At 66.0% G+C, this 19,611-nt stretch carries 21 protein-coding genes and 2 tRNA genes; all 23 read right to left on the bottom strand.

Going from position 1 to position 19,611, the window contains the following annotated elements:
- Positions 1–14 precede the first annotated feature (14 nt).
- Positions 15–1,838, bottom strand: a complete 1,824-nt coding sequence (locus J2851_RS03800; protein ID WP_209764243.1) for a bifunctional DNA primase/helicase — start codon at positions 1,836–1,838, stop codon at positions 15–17.
- Between the two features lie 3 nt (positions 1,839–1,841).
- Positions 1,842–2,768 (bottom strand): DUF1376 domain-containing protein, encoded by a 927-nt coding sequence (locus J2851_RS03795; RefSeq protein ID WP_209764240.1) that lies wholly within the window; start codon positions 2,766–2,768, stop codon positions 1,842–1,844.
- On the bottom strand, positions 2,768–2,938 hold the full coding sequence (locus J2851_RS03790) for a hypothetical protein (protein ID WP_209764237.1): 171 nt from the start codon (positions 2,936–2,938) through the stop codon (positions 2,768–2,770). The genes J2851_RS03795 and J2851_RS03790 overlap by 1 nt, the downstream gene beginning before the upstream one ends.
- Entirely contained in the window at positions 2,935–3,117 is a 183-nt protein-coding gene (locus J2851_RS03785; RefSeq protein WP_209764235.1) for a hypothetical protein, read from the bottom strand. Before J2851_RS03785 ends, J2851_RS03790 begins: the two co-directional genes overlap by 4 nt.
- Positions 3,114–4,325: a hypothetical protein gene (locus tag J2851_RS03780; protein ID WP_209764231.1), complete on the bottom strand. Its 1,212-nt coding sequence runs from the start codon at positions 4,323–4,325 to the stop codon at positions 3,114–3,116. The genes J2851_RS03785 and J2851_RS03780 overlap by 4 nt, the downstream gene beginning before the upstream one ends.
- Positions 4,322–5,347, bottom strand: coding sequence for a hypothetical protein (locus tag J2851_RS03775; protein ID WP_209764229.1), 1,026 nt, complete (start codon positions 5,345–5,347; stop codon positions 4,322–4,324). The genes J2851_RS03780 and J2851_RS03775 overlap by 4 nt, the downstream gene beginning before the upstream one ends.
- On the bottom strand, positions 5,347–5,775 hold the full coding sequence (locus J2851_RS03770; protein WP_209764227.1) for a hypothetical protein: 429 nt from the start codon (positions 5,773–5,775) through the stop codon (positions 5,347–5,349). Before J2851_RS03770 ends, J2851_RS03775 begins: the two co-directional genes overlap by 1 nt.
- Complete coding sequence (locus J2851_RS03765; protein WP_209764222.1) at positions 5,772–6,287, bottom strand: hypothetical protein; 516 nt, start codon at positions 6,285–6,287, stop codon at positions 5,772–5,774. The genes J2851_RS03770 and J2851_RS03765 overlap by 4 nt, the downstream gene beginning before the upstream one ends.
- Positions 6,284–6,700 (bottom strand): CHC2 zinc finger domain-containing protein, encoded by a 417-nt coding sequence (locus J2851_RS36655; protein ID WP_209764220.1) that lies wholly within the window; start codon positions 6,698–6,700, stop codon positions 6,284–6,286. Before J2851_RS36655 ends, J2851_RS03765 begins: the two co-directional genes overlap by 4 nt.
- Positions 6,697–7,608 (bottom strand): DUF6551 family protein, encoded by a 912-nt coding sequence (locus J2851_RS03755; protein ID WP_209764218.1) that lies wholly within the window; start codon positions 7,606–7,608, stop codon positions 6,697–6,699. The genes J2851_RS36655 and J2851_RS03755 overlap by 4 nt, the downstream gene beginning before the upstream one ends.
- 10 nt (positions 7,609–7,618) lie before the next feature.
- On the bottom strand, positions 7,619–8,551 hold the full coding sequence (locus J2851_RS03750; protein WP_209764216.1) for a helicase HerA domain-containing protein: 933 nt from the start codon (positions 8,549–8,551) through the stop codon (positions 7,619–7,621).
- A complete protein-coding gene (locus tag J2851_RS03745) occupies positions 8,548–9,717 on the bottom strand; it encodes a hypothetical protein (RefSeq protein ID WP_209764214.1) in 1,170 nt (389 codons plus the stop codon). The genes J2851_RS03750 and J2851_RS03745 overlap by 4 nt, the downstream gene beginning before the upstream one ends.
- Positions 9,714–10,589: a hypothetical protein gene (locus J2851_RS03740; RefSeq protein WP_209764212.1), complete on the bottom strand. Its 876-nt coding sequence runs from the start codon at positions 10,587–10,589 to the stop codon at positions 9,714–9,716. The genes J2851_RS03745 and J2851_RS03740 overlap by 4 nt, the downstream gene beginning before the upstream one ends.
- Positions 10,586–11,311 (bottom strand): hypothetical protein, encoded by a 726-nt coding sequence (locus J2851_RS03735; RefSeq protein WP_209764210.1) that lies wholly within the window; start codon positions 11,309–11,311, stop codon positions 10,586–10,588. Before J2851_RS03735 ends, J2851_RS03740 begins: the two co-directional genes overlap by 4 nt.
- Before the next feature lie 87 nt (positions 11,312–11,398).
- Positions 11,399–11,659: a helix-turn-helix transcriptional regulator gene (locus tag J2851_RS03730; protein ID WP_209764206.1), complete on the bottom strand. Its 261-nt coding sequence runs from the start codon at positions 11,657–11,659 to the stop codon at positions 11,399–11,401.
- Positions 11,660–11,884: 225 nt separating this feature from the next.
- Positions 11,885–12,223: a helix-turn-helix domain-containing protein gene (locus J2851_RS03725; RefSeq protein WP_209764204.1), complete on the bottom strand. Its 339-nt coding sequence runs from the start codon at positions 12,221–12,223 to the stop codon at positions 11,885–11,887.
- A gap of 231 nt (positions 12,224–12,454) precedes the next feature.
- Positions 12,455–12,529, bottom strand: a tRNA-Val gene (locus tag J2851_RS03720).
- Positions 12,530–12,623: 94 nt separating this feature from the next.
- On the bottom strand, positions 12,624–12,896 hold the full coding sequence (locus J2851_RS03715; protein WP_209764202.1) for an HU family DNA-binding protein: 273 nt from the start codon (positions 12,894–12,896) through the stop codon (positions 12,624–12,626).
- Between the two features lie 163 nt (positions 12,897–13,059).
- Positions 13,060–15,474: an endopeptidase La gene (gene lon, locus J2851_RS03710; RefSeq protein ID WP_209764200.1), complete on the bottom strand. Its 2,415-nt coding sequence runs from the start codon at positions 15,472–15,474 to the stop codon at positions 13,060–13,062.
- Positions 15,475–15,747: 273 nt separating this feature from the next.
- Positions 15,748–17,016, bottom strand: coding sequence for an ATP-dependent Clp protease ATP-binding subunit ClpX (gene clpX, locus J2851_RS03705; RefSeq protein ID WP_209764198.1), 1,269 nt, complete (start codon positions 17,014–17,016; stop codon positions 15,748–15,750).
- Between the two features lie 320 nt (positions 17,017–17,336).
- Positions 17,337–17,966 carry an ATP-dependent Clp endopeptidase proteolytic subunit ClpP gene (clpP, locus tag J2851_RS03700; protein ID WP_209764196.1) on the bottom strand — a complete coding sequence of 210 codons (630 nt, stop codon included), beginning with the start codon at positions 17,964–17,966 and terminating at the stop codon, positions 17,337–17,339.
- A 103-nt stretch (positions 17,967–18,069) separates the two neighbouring features.
- Positions 18,070–19,404 (bottom strand): trigger factor, encoded by a 1,335-nt coding sequence (gene tig / locus J2851_RS03695; protein WP_209764194.1) that lies wholly within the window; start codon positions 19,402–19,404, stop codon positions 18,070–18,072.
- Between the two features lie 91 nt (positions 19,405–19,495).
- Positions 19,496–19,580: transfer RNA gene (locus tag J2851_RS03690), tRNA-Leu, on the bottom strand.
- Positions 19,581–19,611 lie beyond the last annotated feature (31 nt).

Raw genomic sequence — 19,611 nt, 5'->3', positions numbered from 1 at the left:
ATTGCAAGCACTCCTCACGCGGCTTCGGGGGCGTAGCGCCCGCTATTCTTGTCCCATGATAGCACAGACATCCCTTTTTTCCCGTGACTTTTGAACCTTACCTTCCATACATGGACCTCAACATTTGTGCTTTCCATGTCTGGACGATGGATCGTTATTCCGAAATCTGGAATGTTGTAGAAGTTTGCAGAGCCAGAGATGTCATATCCACCGGGAACGCGAATTTTGTTCTCTCTTGGGTCGCGTTGAAGTTGTTTCGGGTGCGCCACGAGAATGACGTTGCAGGAGTGCGCGGAGCCCCAAGCCGCCATCTTGCTCAAGCTCTCTGCCACGAACTCCGTTTCCGTCTGGCCGTCGCCCCGATTGCGCTCCAGACGGTTCCACGGATCCACGACGAGCCACCGGCTGCCACGGCGAAGGACCGACTTGCTCGCACGGTCAAGGATCCAGTCGACGGTCATCGGTCGGCCGGGCACATCCGAGCGAATGAACGTGACGTGCTGGGCGATCCAGTCTTCCGCCCGCTGGAGAAGGGTGTCGCTCATTGGCGGGATCATCTGGCCGTGATCCGCGAACGGCAGGCCGGCCCACTTCTCGGCGATCTTCGCTGCGTGCAGTTCGACCGGGTTGTTCTCCGGCGAGCAGATGGCCGCGTGCCAGCCGAGTTCGAGGCAGGTGTTTACGATCAGCGCGTCCACCCATTCCGACTTACCCATGTTCGGGATACCGGTGACGACGAACAGCCGGCCGTCGCTCGGCACCTTCAGGAACTCGTCCACGTTCACCCATCCGGTGCTGTAGACCGCCGCCTTCGGGCTGCGCCGCAGCCGCAGCAACGCGCCCGGTTCGAGGTCGTACAGATCCTCAAGCGGGTACGGCACCGCCGCCTCGATCACCCGGCGCAGCTCGTCGGCGCCGGCCGACATGAGCACCTCGTTGGAGTCCTTCGACCCGGCCGGCCAGCGCACCCGCCAGCACTTCTCCTTACCGAGCCGCCGTGCCAGTTCCTCCGCCAGGGCGTCGCCGGGCCCGTCACCGTCCGTGGCGATGATGTGCTTTGCCACGCTGGAGATGTGATCCGCGCAGTTGGCGATGGCCTCGTAGCGCTTGTCCGTCTCACGGCGCGGGTCGTCCTCGTCGCGGACCTTACCCGGCGCGCCGTCCGGAAGGCTGACCACCGAGCGGTAGCCGGCCGTGAGGCAGGCGAGCACGTCCATCTCGCCCTCGACCCATATCAGGACGTCCTGCGCCGCCTGGTCGATGTTGTAGAGGGTGCGTAGGGTCTTTGGGTCCTGGCAGAACCGCTTTCCCGCATCGCGGTACTTGTGGTTCGTGATGGTTCCCTCGAATGTGTACGGGAAGGCGATGCAGGGAGTGTCAGGGACCTTCGACCAGTCGATGGGATCGCCTCCCAAGTGGAAGTCCTGCGGGAACTTCATGCGGGTGAGGTACACGCCCATTTCCTCTACGACATCTGCCGCGATGCCGCGCTTTTCGAAGAACTCCATCATGCTGGCCGGCCGCTGCCGCTGTTCGGGCGGCGGAGCTTGACGGGCCGGGCGCGGCGCGGGCTTGGGCCGGTGCTCGTAGACGGGGGCCCCATCCCGGCCGCTGCGCATAGCTGGAACGTTCCCCGACCAGTCGCAGTGGTTGCAATGCCACACGGCACCACCGTCCAGGTCCAGCTTGACCGAAAGCACCGGCTTGTTGCGGTTCCCCGGCTTGCGGTGCGGTGAGCAGTTCGGGCACAGGGTGTAGCTGTCCGTTCCCTCGCGGAAGGACTGACCCCGCATGGGGCGAATGCCGTGCTCGGCGAGCTTTGCGATCAGATCCGTCATGGGTCACCCCGTCGTGTCGATCATGGGAGCGCGAGGCTTCGCCGCCGCCTCGGGCGGGAACCGCTTCTCCGTTCGGTTGTCGATGCAGTCGTTCAGCCAAGTGGCCTTCCAATCGAGCTTGAAGCCCTTGGAGCCGCTGACTCCACGCCAGTAGTTTTGGAAGGCCTCCCAGCGCACGGCCAGCAGCCGCCGGCTGAGCAGCGGGTAATGGTGCTTTTCGCGGGTGTGGTTCGCTGCGGTAGCCCAGGCCTCGGGCAAGGGCCCGTCCGGCACCCGCGTTCCCCGGTCGCCCCGCGCCCTGCGGGAACGGCGAGGCGCGTCGCCCTCCGGAAGGCCCTGGTCGGTCGGCTCGCCGGCAGGCGAGCTGCCCCCCGCAGGGGGGGCATAGGGGGGATGATTAGTTGGTAAGTTGGTTAGTTGGTTAGTTAGTTTTTCGCCAGAAAAACCGCCCGGTTTCCCTAACCCATTGCTTTCGAACAGATCACCACTAGCAAACCGCCCATCAACTCCATCTGAACTGGAGGTGTTCGCGCCGCTGAACTGCCGTTCAAGCTGGGGTTCAGCGTGGGTTTGACGCGGTTCGGCCGGGGCAGAACCGCGCGGCCGCCCGCCCTGCTCGCCGTTGACGGTGGCCTGCTTGGACCGCTTCTCGGCCCGCTCGATCTCCACCATGCAGCGGTTGTTCGACAGCTTGCCGTCCGTGACGGTGATCTTCCCGGAGTCGAGAAGCGCCTTACGGACGGACGGCCACCGCCGGGTTGACAAGCCGCACACCTTGGCGAGCCAGTGCGCGTCGTCCTGCACCGGGCCACCCTTGGAGTAGATCAGCGAGCAGATTGTCCAATACGCCCCCTTGACCTCGCACGGCATGTCTGACGTGCCGACAATGAACTCGTCGGGGTAGTAATCGACGTGCCGGAGCTTGCCCATCACGCCTCCTTCAGGCCGCGCTCGGCGACCATCGCTTCGGCGTCGGAGGCGCACAGGATCCCGACGAGGCGCGCCCACATGATGAGGCGCTTCTGCCGGTCTTCCGGCAGGAAGTCGCATACCCACCCGATCCAGCGCCGCGCCGGCTTGATGTGCTTGGAGGGGTTCATTTCTGCGCTCCCTCAAGCTCGTCGGCCAGCGCATCAGCCCGCCGCGCGATCTCGCGCAGATCGTCGCGATTGACCTCTGCCTCTCCAACGCACTCGCGCAGGTCGGAGGCGATGCCCCGAGCCCGCGCGGCGAAGGTTGGACGATGCAGGGTGCGGCCTTGAGCCGCCCCGCGCTTCATTGGCCGCTCCCTTGTTGCTTGGTCCAGGGCGGGCTGTAACCGGCCTGGACCGCCACGGCCTCCAGCGTCGCACAGGCGCCGTGCAAGCAGCGGTCGGGGTTCTCGCCAGCGCCGGTGCCGACCGGCCCGAGGGCGAGCCGCAGCTTCACCAGAGCGCCCGCCATCGTCGTGATGGGGGTCTCGGTGATGCGGTTCTCCAGGTCCAGGAGTTCCTGGTAGACCGGCTGCCACACCTCGTCCGGCGGATCGTCGGGCAGGGCCTGGTACCGCTGGTCGACTTCATGGTGCAGCCGCTCCAGTTCGAGCAGGCCGGCCACCTCCTGCCCGGCCGGCCCGGCTTCAGCGCCGGGGCCGAAGCCCATCAGCGCGGACAGGCGCATCAGCTCGGGAACCGCCGGGTGCGCCGCCGCGCTGTCGCGGGCGGCCTGGGCGTCGAGGAAGGCGGACAGCCTTTCCAGCGTCGGGATGTCGCTGCGGTTCATCTCTTCGGCGCCATGGACCAGCACGCCCCGGAGCACCGCGGCGGCGTCGGCCATGGTGTCGATGGGCGCGCCGTAGATCGCCTGCACCGCGGCGTCGACGCGGAACCCGCATGCACTGGTTTCGGCGCTGTCCTCGTCCGCCTCCCAGAGGCGTTCGAACTCGTCCCGAAGGCGCACAAGGTCGGCGACGCGCTGCTCAACCGGGGAGCCGTCGGCGCCATTCCGCCCGCGGCGCTGGCCCCGGAGCGCGCGGCCGATGTCGCAGCGGAGGGACTGAAGCGCACCATCGGGATCTTCGCACGACGCCTTGGCATCGGCGAAGCGCAGCCCCACGGCCGTCTTGGCGTGCATCTCCTCCAGCGTGCGGGCTGGGGTCGTCATGATCTGCGCGGCCAGCGTTGAGGCTTCCCGTTCCCAGCGCACCGATTCATCGTGGGCAGCCTCGGCCCCGCACGCCTCCTTGGCGGCTTGGTAGACGGCCCACTTCTCGCGGTATTCCGCCGTCAGCCGCTCCCGGTCGATGTCGAGAAGGCGCTCGTCCTGCTCGATCCGGTACAGCCCCTCCACGATCCCGCCACCGGCATAGGACGGCATGCAGACCAGCGGCCAAGGCGTGTCCATGGCCTCTTCGAGGTCTTCACAGATCCGAGCGAAGCGCTCCCCCTGCCGGGTGGCGTGGCGCCACCGACGGTAGAGATCCAGCAGGTCAGAATGGGAGGTGCTCATGCAGCACCCCCTTTCATCCGCTGCCGGGTGGAGCTGGTCAGGTCAACCGCCAGCGCCAGGGCGTCCGTGGGCTTGATGTTGACGGCCACCTTCTCGCCGTCCTGGTCGTGCAGCGCCAGCGCGAGGCACTGGCCGGGCACGTCCTTCAGCACCAGCCGGAGCGGCGCCTTCCAGATCACGGGCGAAATGCCCTCCACGGGGGCATTTGGCACCAGCCGATTGAAGGCTTCGAGGATGCCCGGCATGGCGTCGGAAGCGAGGTCGCGCCATTCCTCCGAAGCGGCGCATTCGATCCGCACCTGGAGGTCGTCCAGCGTGGCGATCGGCCCCTTGCGCCACAGATCGTCAACCAGCATCCGCCGGGCATCTGCCGCCAGCCCAAGATAGCTGTCCGCCCCGAAGATGGACCCGGGCTCGGTCCAAACGCGCTCCAGTTCACGGTTGCGGCCGGTCCAGTACAGGGCCTCGTCACGGGCATCGCGAAGAGTGGAAGGCATCGGGTAGGCACCCGCCACGGCGGCCATGACGGAGTCCGGCATCTTATCGTCAAAGCCGCCGGTCCAGCCGTCCAGGCTGTCCACGTCGAAAGTCCCGTTGGCATACTCCTTGCTGATCGTGCGCTTCAGATGCGCCGTGGCCTCATTCAGGCGCTGTTCGCGCGGACACGGCTGCTTGGCCTGCTCCAGCGATCCGTACCTAGCAATCGCCGCCGCGCGCTCGTCCGCCTCCCGGCGGGTGCGCTCGGCGCGGGCCTCGGCCTGCTTGGCTTTCCAGCCGGGCTGCTTCGCCTCCATGTGGTCGTCGAAGCCGGCGAAGATGTCCACGATGGTCGGCCCGGCCGCCGGGGAGGGCTTGGCTTTGGTCGCCCTGTCCTGCCCCTTCACGGTGAGGTCGCCGAACGTCTTCCCGGCGTCCTTGAGCATGCCCTGCGCCTTCCGCAGAGCAGCCAGCGCTTCGCCGTCCTGATCGGAGCCGGCCATCGCCAGCACCTTCAGCAGCTTGTCGGTGTCGAGTTTCTTCATCACACCAGTTCCCCGCGCTCAAGGGCGCTTTCCAGGTCGGCGTAGCGGTCGGGTTCGTCGGCGACGCGGCCGGTTGCCGGCGCTCGGCACGCCCACCAGTAGGCGCGGCGCGCCAGCTCCTTTGCGGCCTCGTCCTTCTCGTGGTGGCCGCGGTCGATCCGGGCGTTCCGCCAGCCGTGCCAGAACGCGCGGGACCGGTTGTTGCCGGGCTCGGGACTGTCCGGGGAAATCCCCTCCATGTAGCCGTCGCGGATCTCGTCGGCGTCCAGGCGGTTCAGGTCGCCCAGCTTTTCCACCGGGACCTTGATGCCACGCGCCCACAGGTCGTCGATGACGGCGAGCGCTTGCGCATGATCAGGTGGAACCGGCGGCACGTCGTTCGGGTGCAGAGCCGACACGACGCTGGTTTCGGAGGCGCGCCGCATCATGCCGCCCTCCCCTTCGCCCGGCCCGGAACCATCCGGTGAGCCATGCGAACCAACGAGTCGGTGTCGTCCGTCGGCTTCTCGTAGGAGGCAGCCAGCATCAACAAGGCGATGCCCGGCAGGCCGATCAGCTCGCGCCGAAGCGCCTCCAGGCCGTTGCCGTTGATCCAGCGGACGGCGATGTTGCGGATCGCCGGGCGGCTGGTCATCAGGCAGATCGCCGCCTCGGCCGCGCTTGAAACCGGCCCGGCCGGCTCGCCCAGCAGCACCAGCGCATCGGTCAGGGTGGTGCGCGCCGCGTCGGACAGCTTGTGGGCGACGTCAGCCAGAGTGGCGTCATCGGGCGCGAGCCAGCGGATGTTGCTGCCGGCCTGAATGTCCCTGATGGCGGCCTCGCTCAGGGCCTCCTCGAAGAGGTCGGAGAGGCGTCCATCAATCTCCCGCAGCCGTTCGGACCACGAAAGGTTGGTGAGGGCGTCGGCCAGCCGGCGCCGGTTGGAGGTCTTGCGCTTCATGCCGCGCCTCCGAACTTCATGCACTCGTCCGCCGCATCGGCCGGCAGGCAGGAGGTGAGAGCCGAGGCTTGATCGCCGTGGTGCTGGAGGCAGGCGCCCCACGCCGACGCGGCGGCTTGCGCGGCCCGAGCCCGGTTCATGCTGTAGTGCTCGGCGAAGTGCGCAGCGCACGCCGCCAGCCATGCGGTCTTGGCTTCCTCGATCCGCCGAACGAACTCGACGCCGTCACCGGACGCCCCGCACCCGAGGCACAGGAACGTGTCGGTCACGTAGACGTAGAAGCTCGGCGTCTTCTCGGCGTGAAACGGGCAACACCCCTTCCACGCGGGCTCGTTGGCGACCGTGACCTCTTCGAGGGTCACGCCGTAGGCCCTGGCGATGGCCGCCAGCGCCGATGGTGGGTGTCTGGTCATGCTGCGGCTCCCACGTTGCCGGGAGCCGCCGGGTTGAGCTTCTTGGCGTCGGCGAGCTTGGTGTCGTAGATCCGCACCAGCGCCTCCACGAGACAGCTTTCCGTGCTGCCGCCCATGAGCTTCTTCACCTTGCGGGCGGCCTCCAGCAGATCCTCGCAGTCCCGGTCCCACAGGAGCTTGACCAGGCGGTCACGGTCGATGCGGTCGCCGTAGCGGACGAACATCGCCGTCAGCGCGGAAATGATCTGCGACCGCAGCTGCCCCGGAACGTCCGGGTAGGCTCCGACCAGCGTCTGGAGGGCGGCAAGCACCGGCCCCTCCCCGTGCTGGACGATCAGCTTGCGGATGGTGCTGACCGCCTGCGTCTGCGCCGGCGCGAGCGCCTTGGAGGCGCCGGAGATGCTGTAGACGATGGTAACCCCGGCCCGCTCGCACACCGATTTCACCTGGAGGGCGTCGGGGTCGCCGGCCGCCAGCATGGCCTTGAAGATTTGCAGGGCGCTCATGGCGTTCCGGTCGGCGTTGATGCCGACGAACACCTTGGCCTGTGCCTTGCGCTCCGGGGCCGGGACGACCCAACAGGGCACCTCCTCCACCAACGGGTGGAGCGTGGCGGCGGTGGCGCGGTGCTGCCCGTCCACCACGAGGAACCGGCCGTCTTCCATCTGGACGACGGTCAGCGGCTGGAACTTCGCCCAGGTGAACTCTTCCACGATCTTGCGGACCAGTTCGGCCGAGCGCCGCCCCTCCATCTTCCGCTGGTAGGTGTGGTCGACGCAGAGCCAGTCCTTCGGGATCATGACGAACTCGGGCATCGGGCCGAGTTCGGTGGAGTGCTCCAGGCCGGTGAGGTCGAGGGTGCCGATCCGGGTCGGCTCGCCGTCCTCATAGGGGATGTTCAGGTTCATGATGGCACCCTCACTCGGCCGCTATGGCGACGGCGCCGGCATCGTTCGCCGGTTCGTCCATGGTCGCGGGCTTGTTCTTCGGGGGCATGGCCCGGAGCATTGCCGTCACCTCCGCGGCGTCGAGCGAGGACGGGCCGGAGAGCGGCGGCGTGCTGCGGTGTTCGGAGGTGACCTCGCCGACCCGGAACAGAGTCGGGCGAGACGCCAGCGCCGTTCCGACGGCGAAGAAGTCGCCCGCCTTGAGTTGCCGCAGCTTGGCCGCCTGCGCCGCGCTCACGCCGAGCAGGCCGGCGGCCCGCGACACGTCCACGTCGATCACCGTCCGGCCGATCAGGACGTTCCCCATCTCGGCGACGACGTTCTTGTGCAGCTTGGCGACCCGCTGCGTCCCAGCCACGAGGCACAGGCCCCGCTTGCGGCCGCGGGCGGCCAGATCGACCAGGGCGCCGGTTGAAGCCTTGCGGTCGTCGCCGGCACCGGACGAACGCTCCGGGGCGATGGTGTGGGCCTCGTCCACCGCGACCAGCGCCGCGGTCTCCCAGGTCGCCTGCGGCGCGCTGACCAGCCCCTCCATGAAGTCGGCGGCGATGTAGGCCTGCTCGTCCCGGTCGGCCCCCGACAGGTCGAGAACCGCCGAGTAGCGGTGCTCGCGGATGTGGTGGGCCAGCTCCGCCCCGCCGATCCGCCGCGCCTCGTCCACGCCGACCACGGCATGCCCGAAGTGCTTGGACAGCGAGGCGAAGTCGCCTTCGATGTCCACGACGATCTGCTGGACCATGCGGGCCGACTGCTCCAGCGTCCGGCGCAGCGTCCACGTCTTGCCTGCGCCCGAGGCGCCCTGGATCAGGAGCCGGGTGCTCATGAGTTCGACCAGATCAAGCTGCAGGTCGATCAGCCGCCGCTCGACTTCCTTGCCGAGCACCACCTTGAATTGGCCGGTCATGCGGCACCTCCGGTCTTGACGTTGGCGCGCTTGGCGCGCAGTTCGGCGACGTAGGCGCGCATGGGCTCGGACAGGGGGTTGGCGGCCTCCAGCGCGTCTATCGCCTCGTCGATGCCGACGCCGGTCTTCTCGGCCTCCGATAGGGCGAGCAGGGCCTTGCCGACCGCGAGGAAGGACGCCCGGCCTTCAGGCGACATGCTGCGGACAAGGGACAGGGTTTCCATGTCGGCGTCGGTGAGGCCGGTGGGAATGTGGATGTCCGTGGGCTGTTCGGGCTTCGTCGGAACGGGGAACTCGTCAATCCGCAGGTACGACCCGAGACCCATTTCGCGCGGGTTGATGCCAGCGGTCGCGGCCAGAACGGGCGCCGCCGCCTCCAGCATTCGCCATATAGCCCGAGCGTTCCGGGCGGCCACGGCATAGCCGCCGTGCTCATTGTCGATCGCCTCCAGGTCCGTGACGATGCCGTCCATAAACAAAGCGGCGACCACAGCCTGCAAGGCCACGTCGCCAACCGTCCGGCTCCCGCTGTGCAGAAGCATGTCGGCCAACACGAAGTTCCGGTCTACACGAGCGTCGTACTCGCGGTCGCGAACGGAGTTCCTTTCCGGCTCGCCCGGCTCACGGCGACGAACGCACGGGTCCAACTCGTTGTAAGCGTTCCAGTTCTCGCCGATGCACCGCACCAGCCACAGGGTATCGAGCGAAGGTTTGATTTCCGTCCCATTGACCTGCGCACGGAGCTTCGTGATTTCGCCACTCTGGTCGCTGTCACGTTTTTCTGCGCGGAGCATGTATTGTTCGATCATGCGCAACCCGAACCCAACAGCGTCGCGAGCAAGAGGCCCGCCTACACGCTCTGCTTCTTTGGGAAGGGAGAGCTTGAACTTGTAGAGCGGGTGTTCGTGGTCTTCGGTGAACCCACCGACATCATCAGCCCAATACATGAAGGCGGCCATCTTCATGATCACGCCGACGGGCGAGAGCGCCGGGGTGTCGATGTAGAACGAGACGCTTTCTTTCGAGACCTCGTTCTCCTCCGGTGATGGGTCGTAGCCGTGCTCCACGGCATTGATGGTGAGCGGCAGCCAGCGGCCGAAGGCGGAAAGCAGAGCCTCGTCACCGAAGGCGCCGGGCGGAATGACGGTGATCGGAATGTCGGTCATGCCGCACCCCCAAGGATCTTGCTGGTGATCGGATCGAGCGGAAGGACGGCGGCGATGTCGGGGAAGATGCGCTCGATCTGGCGCGCGAGCCCCACAATGGCCCGGTCTTCGGAGTCCATCTCGTCCGGTTGAAGGGCGCCCTCTTCGGTCTTCTGGAAGGCCAGCACCCGGAGCTTGATGATCGTCCCGGCGGCCGTGTTGGCGTTGCTATCGATGATTTCCCACTTCACGTCGTGGAGAGCGTTCGACAGCTGATCGGCAACCTCGTTCGCCGCAGTGACGCCGGCCTTGTCTTCCTCGGCCCTCTGCTCGTCGTGCCGGCGGCGGTAGGCCGCCCACCGGCGCTCGTTCAGATCACGGGCGGCGGAAGGTTCAGGTTCGTGGTAGATCGCGTCGACCGGCAGTTCGCCACGGGCGAGCTGCGCCTTATCGAGGAGGCACAGTAACGAGGCACCAGCGGCGCTCCCGTTCTTGGTATAGGGGCGATACGCCTCCTTCATCGTCTCGGCGGCGAGGTCTTCGAGCCCCTTGAAGTTCGGCCGCCGGCCGACACTCTCCGGTATCGCCAGATCGCGCAGCATCTCGTCGGTCCATTCCGGTTCGCCCGTGAAGCCGCCCCAACTGGCGCTCTGCCAGCGCGCCCACTGCGGCAGACGGTTGACGGCCTCCTTCACCTTGGCCTTGGCTTCGACGTACTGCGCCGAAAGCTCCACGAAGCGCACCCACAGGGTGACGAGCGCTTCATCCCCCGAGAGGTCGATGCCGCCGGGCGTCGAGGCGGCCCGCGCCGGGCTGGTCGCGGCCAGCGCCGCAGCCGACGCGCAAGCCAGGAGCGAGCGGCGCGACGGAGAAGTTCCGTGCTTGCGGGTCATGCCGCACCTCCGATGATCTTCACGATCACGGGCAGCGGCTGGAGCGCGGCGACGGTCGCGGGGTACTGGCGGTGCAGGTCGCCGATCACGTCGAGGAGCACGGCGGCGCCATCGTCGCTGGCGATCACTTCTTCGCGGCTCATGCGGCCGAAATCCGAGTGGCTGAGAAGCCACGTCCACGCCCGAACGAGCAGGCCGGCCGCGGTGGCGTGTTTCGCCCTCACGATCTCCCGGATGAGCGAAACCTGATCCTCGACGACGGCCTCAATCTCGCTGTCAATGCCGGTGAGGCCGATCCGCTCCCGCTCCTGATCGGCTTCAGCTATCCGCGCCTTGAAAGCCGCCACGCGCCGCTCGCCGGCTTCCTTCTCCAGCTCCACCCGCATCGGGCAGGAGCGCTCCAGCGTCTCGTTGAGCGCGTGAATTTCGACCGGGCCGAAGCGCCGGCCGAGTTCCGGCGGGATGGCGTGCTCCAGCAGCATCTCGTCGGTCCACTCGGGATAGCTTTGGCCTTCGGCTCTCACCCAGGCCGGGAGGCTCTGGGCAACGACATCGCGCCTGGTCTCCAGGGTCGTGAGGTGGGCGGTCACCTCGCCGAGCTGGCGCCAAAGCGCCACAAGCGGCGCATCGGCCTGAAGGTCCGGCGCAGCCAAACCGGACGAAGCTCCATCGGAAGGGTTGCGCACACCGGGCGCACCCGTGCTATAGTCGGGTCCACTCATGGCCCGTTCTCCTGTGGTCCGTGTTGTGGTTTGAGCCGAGCGCGGTGCTCGCAACACCTGTTCGGCTATCGGCGATGACGGCGGGAATTACGCGCCAACGTGTTCCCGCCCGTCGGCTCCGTTCATGGCATGGTGAGCGACGCCGCCGGACTGCCCGGCCGCCTCGCGCTCAACCATCTTCTCCTTCATCCAGGCGTCGATTTCGTTCTCGGCCCAGCCGACAGCGTTCGCGCCGATCTTCACGCGCTTGGGGAACTTCCCCTGCTTTTCGAGCCGGTCGATATGGACCCGCGTGTACCCGCCGACCCTGGCCTGAACCTCGGGAAAGCGCAGAAATCGAGTGTTCATGTGTCCTGCCCGTCTGGGAGTTCGCGGCGAAAGTGGCACCACTTTCAGCCATGTTGCACGGCGCAGTATTTCTGTGACACAGAAAAGCGTCAAGCGCCTTTTTCTGTGTCACAGAAAAAGGGTGCAACGGGCCGGGTCGGCAGGCGGGCACGACAAAGCACCGCGCCGCCAGGGCGGCACGGTGCGCAAGTTTTCAGTAGTGTCTTTGCGAGAAGGCCTGAAGACTTAGAGGTCGCGACGTCCCTTGTTCTGCGGCTTATCCCGCTCGATCTTGGCCGTCTGCTCGTTCTCTTCCAAGTCCTTAATGAGGCCAGCCGGGATTGCCGTCTTGACGTTGAACAGCAAATAGTCGCTGGAAATGCCGCGCTTCACCAGGGGCGCCAACCGTTGCGCCGCAATCATTGAGCCGCCGCGGATGTATTGTGTGTAGGTACTGCGGGCGCACCCGAGCAGCTTGCACATGTCGGCCGGGGTGAGCTGCAGCGTCATCCGCGCCGCCTCCAGGCGGATGCCGAACTCGTAGGCGAACCGATCCTGTTCGGCGGTTGCGTCTGCGGTTTCCATGGGAACTCTCCGAGGCGGGGTGTCGTGTTAACTGAATAGAAGGATATGCACGCCTTTTCTGTCAAGCAAAAATCCATAACATGACGATACATCAAGCAACATGGGGCAACGCTCCATGCGGAGCGGCCCGCCCCCTGCCCTATCCGGCGGGCGGTGTTACCTAATTGTTACCTAGAAACGCGAAACGGCCCCAAGAGGGGCCGCGGTCGGTCGCTAAGTGCTTGAAAAGGTTGGTGGGCGATGAGGGTTTCGAACCCCCGACCCTCTCGGTGTAAACGAGATGCTCTACCGCTGAGCTAATCGCCCGTCGCAGGCGCCGCGCAATCGTCCATGCCGGTGCCGCAAACGAAAACCGGCCGGGGTTGCCCGGCCGGTCGGCACTATGCCCCGAAAGCGGGGATCAGTTCAAGCCGTCCTTCAACGTCTTGCCGGGCTTGAATTTCGGCTGCTTAGAGGCCGGGATGGCGATCTTCTCACCGGTGCGGGGATTGCGCCCCTCGCTGGCCGCGCGCTCGGCAACGGCGAAAGTGCCGAATCCAACCAGACGCACCTCGTCACCCTTCTTGAGCGAGTCGGCGATCCCTTCAAACACCGCGTCAACCGCTTTGGTCGCGTCAGTTTTAGACAAACCCGCAGCATCGGCGACGTGCGCCACGAGATCGTTCTTGTTCACTTATTCCCCCTTCCCAACTCTGCAAACAATCGTTTGAACAAAGCCGCCCCACGACTTTGCACGTAAAAGGATAAACACAGCAACGCCCGCCCGTCAATTGGCGACGGGCGGGCGTTCTGGACAGGAGCCGCATTTTTACGCGGCCATAACCCTGAAAACCGGGTCAGTGACGAATGACTTCACCGGTCGCGTCGGTCTGCTGCTTCGCAACGGCGGGCTCGACAGCCTCCGGCTCCGTCCACTCGATCGGCTCCAACGGACGAACCAGCGCGTTCTTCAAGACTTCGTCCACCGTGCTGACCGGAATGATTTCCAATCCGCGCTTCACGTTGTCCGGAATGTCGGCCAAATCCTTTTCGTTGTCTTTCGGGATCAGCACGTGCTTGAGGCCACCGCGCAGGGCCGCCAGCAGCTTTTCCTTCAGACCGCCGATCGGGAGCACGCGGCCGCGCAGCGTGATCTCGCCGGTCATCGCCACGTCCTTGCGCACCGGAATGGCGGTGAGGACGGACACGATGGAGGTGATCATCGCCACGCCGGCCGACGGGCCGTCCTTCGGGGTGGCGCCTTCCGGAACGTGGACGTGGATGTCCCGCTTCTCGAACAAGGTCGGCTTGATGCCGAAGGCCGTAGCGCGCGACTTGACGTAGCTCTCGGCCGCCTGGACCGATTCCTTCATCACATCGCCCAGCTTGCCGGTGGTGGTGACGCGGCCCTTGCCCGGCAGCGACACCGCCTCGATCGACAGCAACTCGCCACCAACCTCGGTCCAGGCCAGGCCCGTGGTCACGCCCACCAGATCCTCCAGCTCGGCCTCGCCGAAGTGGAAGCGGCGGACGCCGGCGTACTTGTCCAGATTCCGGCGGGTGACCGTCACCTTGCCGCCGCCGGAGCCCTTCATCAGGATCTCCTTCACGGCCTTGCGGCACAGGTTGGCGATCTCGCGCTCCAGGCTGCGGACGCCGGCCTCACGGGTGTAGTAGCGGATCAGGTCGCGCAGGGCGTCGTCCGAAATGGTGAACTCACCCTTCTTCAGACCATTCGCCTCGATCTGCTTCTCGATCAGGTGGCGCTTGGAAATCTCGACCTTTTCGTCCTCGGTGTAGCCGGCGACCCGGATGATCTCCATACGGTCCAGCAGCGGCTGCGGCATGCGCATCGTGTTGGCCGTGCAGACGAACATCACGTCGGACAGGTCGTAGTCGACCTCCAGGTAATGGTCGTTGAAGGTGCCGTTCTGCTCAGGGTCCAGGACCTCCAGCAGGGCCGAGGACGGGTCGCCGCGCCAGTCGGCGCCAAGCTTGTCGATCTCGTCCAGCAGGAACAGCGGGTTCGACGACTTCGCCTTCTTCATGCCCTGGATCACCTTGCCGGGCATGGAGCCGATGTAGGTGCGCCGGTGGCCGCGGACCTCCGCCTCGTCGCGGACGCCGCCGAGCGACATGCGGACGAAGTTGCGCCCCGTCGACTTGGCGATCGACTTGCCGAGCGAGGTCTTGCCAACGCCGGGCGGGCCGACCAGGCACAGGATCGGGCCCTTGACCTTGTTCATGCGGTTCTGGACCGCGAGATACTCAAGGATGCGTTCCTTGACCTTCTCCAGGCCGTAATGGTCGGCGTCCAGGATCTTCTGGGCGAGCTTCAGGTCCTTCTTCACCTTGGTGCGCTTCTTCCACGGAATGGACAGCATCCAGTCCAGATAGTTGCGCACGACGGTGGCCTCGGCCGACATCGGGCTCATCGACCGCAGCTTCTTCAGCTCGGCGAGCGCCTTGTCGCGGGCCTCCTTGGAGAAGCGGGTCTTGTTGATCTTCTCTTCCAGCTCCGCCGACTCGTCGCGGCCGTCCTCGGTCTCGCCGAGTTCCTTCTGGATCGCCTTCAGCTGTTCGTTCAGGTAGTACTCGCGCTGGGTCTTCTCCATCTGCCGCTTGACGCGGTTGCGGATGCGCTTTTCCACCTGCAGCACGCCGATCTCGCCTTCCATGAAGGCGTAGACCCGCTCCAGGCGCTCCGAAACGGTGGCGCATTCCAGGAGCTGCTGCTTTTCCGGAATCTTCAGGGCGAGGTGCGAGGCCACGGTGTCCGCGAGCTTGCCCGGCTCCTCGATCTGGTTGATCGAGACCAGCACCTCCGGCGGGATCTTCTTGTTGAGCTTGATGTACTGCTCGAACTGCGACACGACGGCGCGTCCCAGCGCTTCCAGCTCCTGGCTCTCGCCGACCTTCTCCTCGACGAGGTCGGCGTAGGCCTGGAAGAAATCCTCGTTCTCGGCGAACTTCGTGATGGACGCCCGCTGGCCGCCCTCCACGAGCACCTTCACCGTCCCGTCGGGCAGCTTCAGCAGCTGCAGCACGGTGCCGACGGTACCGACGCTGTAGATGTCCGCCGGCGTCGGATCGTCCTGCGCGGCGTTCTTCTGGGTGACGAGAAGGATCTGCTTATCATCCTTCATGACGTCTTCCAGGGCGCGCACGGATTTCTCGCGGCCGACGAAGAGCGGCACGATCATGTGGGGGAAGACCACGATGTCGCGCAGCGGCAGGACCGGATAGAGGGCACCACGGGGGATTTCGAACATTGATTGGGCCTCTTGATTGGGACGCCGTCAGCCCGGGATGGGCCTGAGAAGGGCCCTGCCTCGGGATGAGCGCGGGGCACGAAAACCGGCACGCTTTCTAACGTGGCACAGCCCCCGTGCCCCTTCAAGGGGCTGTAAGGCGGTATTCCGCCCCTTAATCGGACAAAATCACAGCAAAAACGGGCGCGTGTTCACGCGCCCGTTCGATCGTTGCCGTCCTATGGAAATCGAATGACGCGTGCCCATTCCCTGGGCACACGCCTTCGCTATTCTTTACGCACCCGGCGCCTGTTGTTCCCCGCGGCGCTCGGCGTGGACATAGAGCGGCTTGGCACGCCCTTCGACCACTTCCTTGTTTACGAGGATGCTTTCGACACCAGCCAGGCCGGGAAGGTCGAACATGGGATCGAGCAGGATCGATTCCATGATCGAACGCAGGCCGCGCGCGCCGGTCTTCCGCTGGATCGCCTTGTGGGCGATGTTCTTCAGCGCGTCCTCGGAGAACTCCAAACGGACGTCCTCCATCTCGAACAGGCGCTGGTACTGCTTGACCAGCGCGTTCTTCGGACGGGTGAGGATTTCGACCAGCGCGCTCTCGTCCAGGTCCGCCAGCGTGGCGACGACCGGCAGGCGGCCGACGAATTCCGGGATCAGGCCGAACTTCAGCAGATCCTCGGGCTCGACCTCGCGCAGGATATCGCCGGTCGACCGCTCGTCCGGGCCGCGGACGTCGGCGCCGAAGCCGATCGACGTGCCCTTGCCGCGCTGGGCGATGATCTTGTCGAGGCCGGCGAAGGCGCCGCCGCAGATGAACAGGATGTTGGTCGTGTCGACCTGGAGGAACTCCTGCTGCGGGTGCTTGCGGCCGCCCTGCGGCGGCACGGAGGCGACGGTGCCTTCCATGATCTTCAGCAGGGCCTGCTGCACGCCCTCGCCCGACACGTCCCGCGTGATCGACGGGTTGTCGGACTTGCGGCTGATCTTGTCGACCTCGTCGATGTAGACGATGCCGCGCTGCGCGCGCTCGACGTTGTAGTCGGCGGCCTGCAGGAGCTTCAGGATGATGTTCTCGACGTCCTCGCCGACGTAACCGGCTTCGGTCAGCGTCGTCGCGTCGGCCATCGTGAAGGGCACGTCGATGATTCGGGCGAGCGTCTGGGCGAGCAGCGTCTTGCCGCAGCCCGTCGGGCCGATCAGCAGGATGTTGGACTTCGCCAGTTCGACGTCGTTGTGCTTGGTGCCGTGCGCCAACCGCTTGTAGTGGTTGTGCACCGCGACCGAAAGGACGCGTTTCGCGTGGTCCTGGCCGATCACGTAATCGTCCAGCACCGCATGGATGTCGCGCGGGGTCGGCACGCCGTCGCGGGACTTCACGAGGGTCGTCTTGTTCTCCTCGCGAATGATGTCCATGCACAGCTCGACGCATTCATCACAGATGAACACCGTCGGACCGGCAATCAGCTTGCGGACCTCGTGCTGGCTCTTGCCGCAAAAGGAGCAGTAGAGCGTGTTCTTCGAATCGCCGCTGCTGGACTTGCTCATCGGTACTCCGTCATCTCGCGGGGGACTCATCCGTTACCAGTCAACCGCCTGCGGCGTCCCCCGACGCCGGTCCTTTCAAAGGTTGTCTCTGGCAATGCCTTCGACAAGGTTAACGCATCCGCTCACACATGGTCCAAAGCATCCTTACGGCGCCCGAACCCGACCCGTCGGGCCGTCTCGCTGCCATTCAACAACAGGGAAACGGCGCAATCAATCATTTGTTCGTCGCCCCACCGGGCGGCGGGCGATTGTGCACCGCCGCATCGGACGACCGCCACCGCCCCTCCCCCGGCATGGACCGGGGGACGCGGTGACGCCGGTTACGACGCGCTGTTGTCGCCGCCCGGACGCTTCTCCACCACCTCGTCGATCAGGCCGAAAGCCTTGGCCTCCTCCGGCGACATGAACTTGTCGCGCTCCATCGCGGCCTCGATCGTGTCGAGCGTCTGGCCGGTGTGCTTGACGTAGATGTCGTTGAGGCGCGACCGCAGCTTCAGGATCTCCTGGGCCTGGATCTCGATGTCCGAGGCCTGGCCCTGGGCGCCGCCCGACGGCTGGTGGATCATGATCCGGCTGTTCGGCAGCGAGAAGCGCTTGCCCGGCGCGCCCGCGGCCAGCAGGAGCGAGCCCATGGAGGCCGCCTGCCCCATGCACACCGTGGACACCTGCGGACGGATGTACTGCATGGTGTCGTAGATGGCGAGGCCGGCCGAGACGTAGCCGCCCGGAGAATTGATGTAGAGCGCGATGTCCTTGCTCGGGTTCTCCGACTCAAGGAACAGCAGCTGCGAGCAGATCAGGCTGGCCACGGCATCGTTGACGCCGCCGATCAGGAAGATGATCCGCTCCTTCAGCAGTCGCGAATAAATGTCGTACGCCCGTTCGCCCCGGTTGGTCTGCTCGATGACCATCGGGACCAGAGCATTCATCTTCGGTTCGAAGTCGTACATGTTGTTCTTCCCTGCTCCCGCAGCTCGTTTGAGGTCTGAGCAGACATTCATATAGGTATGGATCGAGGCGGCCGGTAGGCCGCCCCTCATCCTTTCTCGCCGATCAGGCCGCGGCGGCCTCTTCGTCGGGGTCCTTCATCAGCTCATCGACCGACACGGGCTTCTCGTTCACCTTGGCCTGGTCCAGGATGAAGTCGACGACCTTGTCCTCGAAGATCGGGGCGCGGAGGTTCTCAAGCGCCTGCTGGTTCTGCTTGAAGAAGTCGAACACCTGGCGCTCCTGGCCGGGGAAGCGGCGCGCCTCGGCGATCAGGGCGCGGTTCAGCTCGTCCTGGCTCACCTGGATGTTGTTGCGGCGGCCGACCTCGGACAGCAGCAGGCCCAGGCGCACGCGGCGCTCGGCGATGCCGCGGTACTCGGTCTTCAGCTCCTCCTCCGGCTTGCCGGCGTCCTCACCGGCGGTGCCGTTCTTCAGCTCCTCCTGGAGGCGCTCCCAGATGCCGTTGAACTCGATGTCCACCATGCCCGGCGGGACCTCGAAGGAGTGCCCCTCGGCCAGCTTGTCGAGCAGCTGGCGCTTCACGCGCAGGCGCGACACGTTGGCATACTCGCTCTTGATGCGGTCGCGGACGGCCTCGCGCAGCTTCTCCAGGCTCTCCATGCCGAACTCCTTGGCGAGGTCGTCGTTGACCTCGGCCGGGACGTTCTTGCGGAGCTCCTTCACGTCGACCTCGAACACCGTCTCCGCGCCCTTCAGGCGGTCGTGCGGGTAGTCGGCCGGGAAGGTCACGGTGACCGTGCGGTGCTCGCCGGCCTTGGCGCCGACCAGCTGGTCCTCGAAGCCCGGAACGAACTGGTTGGCGCCCAGCTCCAGCGGATAGTCCTTGCCGTCCATGCCCGGCAGGGCCTCGCCGCCGACGGTGCCGGCGAAGTCGATCACGGCGATGTCGCCCTTCTCGGCCGGACGGTCCTCGGTGACCGGGGCCTGGACGGAGTGGGCGGACGCCAGACGGGCAACCGCCTCGTCGACGGCCGTCTCGTCCACCTCGGCGACCGGCTTCTCCAGCTCCAGGGCGGCGAAGTCGCCCGGCTCGATGTCCGGCAGCAGCTCGACGCCCATGGTGTAGGACAGGTCGCCGCCCTGCTCGTACTTCTCGACCTCGATCTTCGGCTGCATGGCGATGCGCAGGCCGCGCTCGCTCAGCGCCTGGCGCGAGCTGTCGGCGATGGCGTCTTCCAGGGCCTCGGCCAGGACGCTGCCGCCGTAGCGCTGCTTGATCACGGCGACCGGCACCTTGCCCGGGCGGAAGCCGGGCAGCTGCACCGTCTGGCGCAGCTCGTCGAGCCGGCCCTGCACCTTCTGTTCGATATCCTGGGCGGAAATGACGACCTTGTACTCGCGCTTCAGGCCGTCGGCGCTGGTCTCGGTGATGTTCATCGGAACGAAAGCCTATCTCGTTGTCCGGCCCGGCGGCGCCCGTCCGGGCGGCCCGAAACCGTGTGTTCCCATGCGGTCCAAGGGTTTGCCATGGTGCGGGCGAAGGGACTTGAACCCATACGACCGAAGTCACTGGAACCTAAATCCAGCGCGTCTACCAATTCCGCCACGCCCGCAATGGCAAAGACAGCCCGCGACGGGTGCGGA

It is taken from the genome of Azospirillum rugosum, from assembly GCF_017876155.1.
Classification (GTDB): Bacteria; Pseudomonadota; Alphaproteobacteria; order Azospirillales; family Azospirillaceae; genus Azospirillum; species Azospirillum rugosum.
Note: the sequence above shows the minus strand (reverse complement) of the source record. Positions and strands in the feature narration are given on the sequence as shown.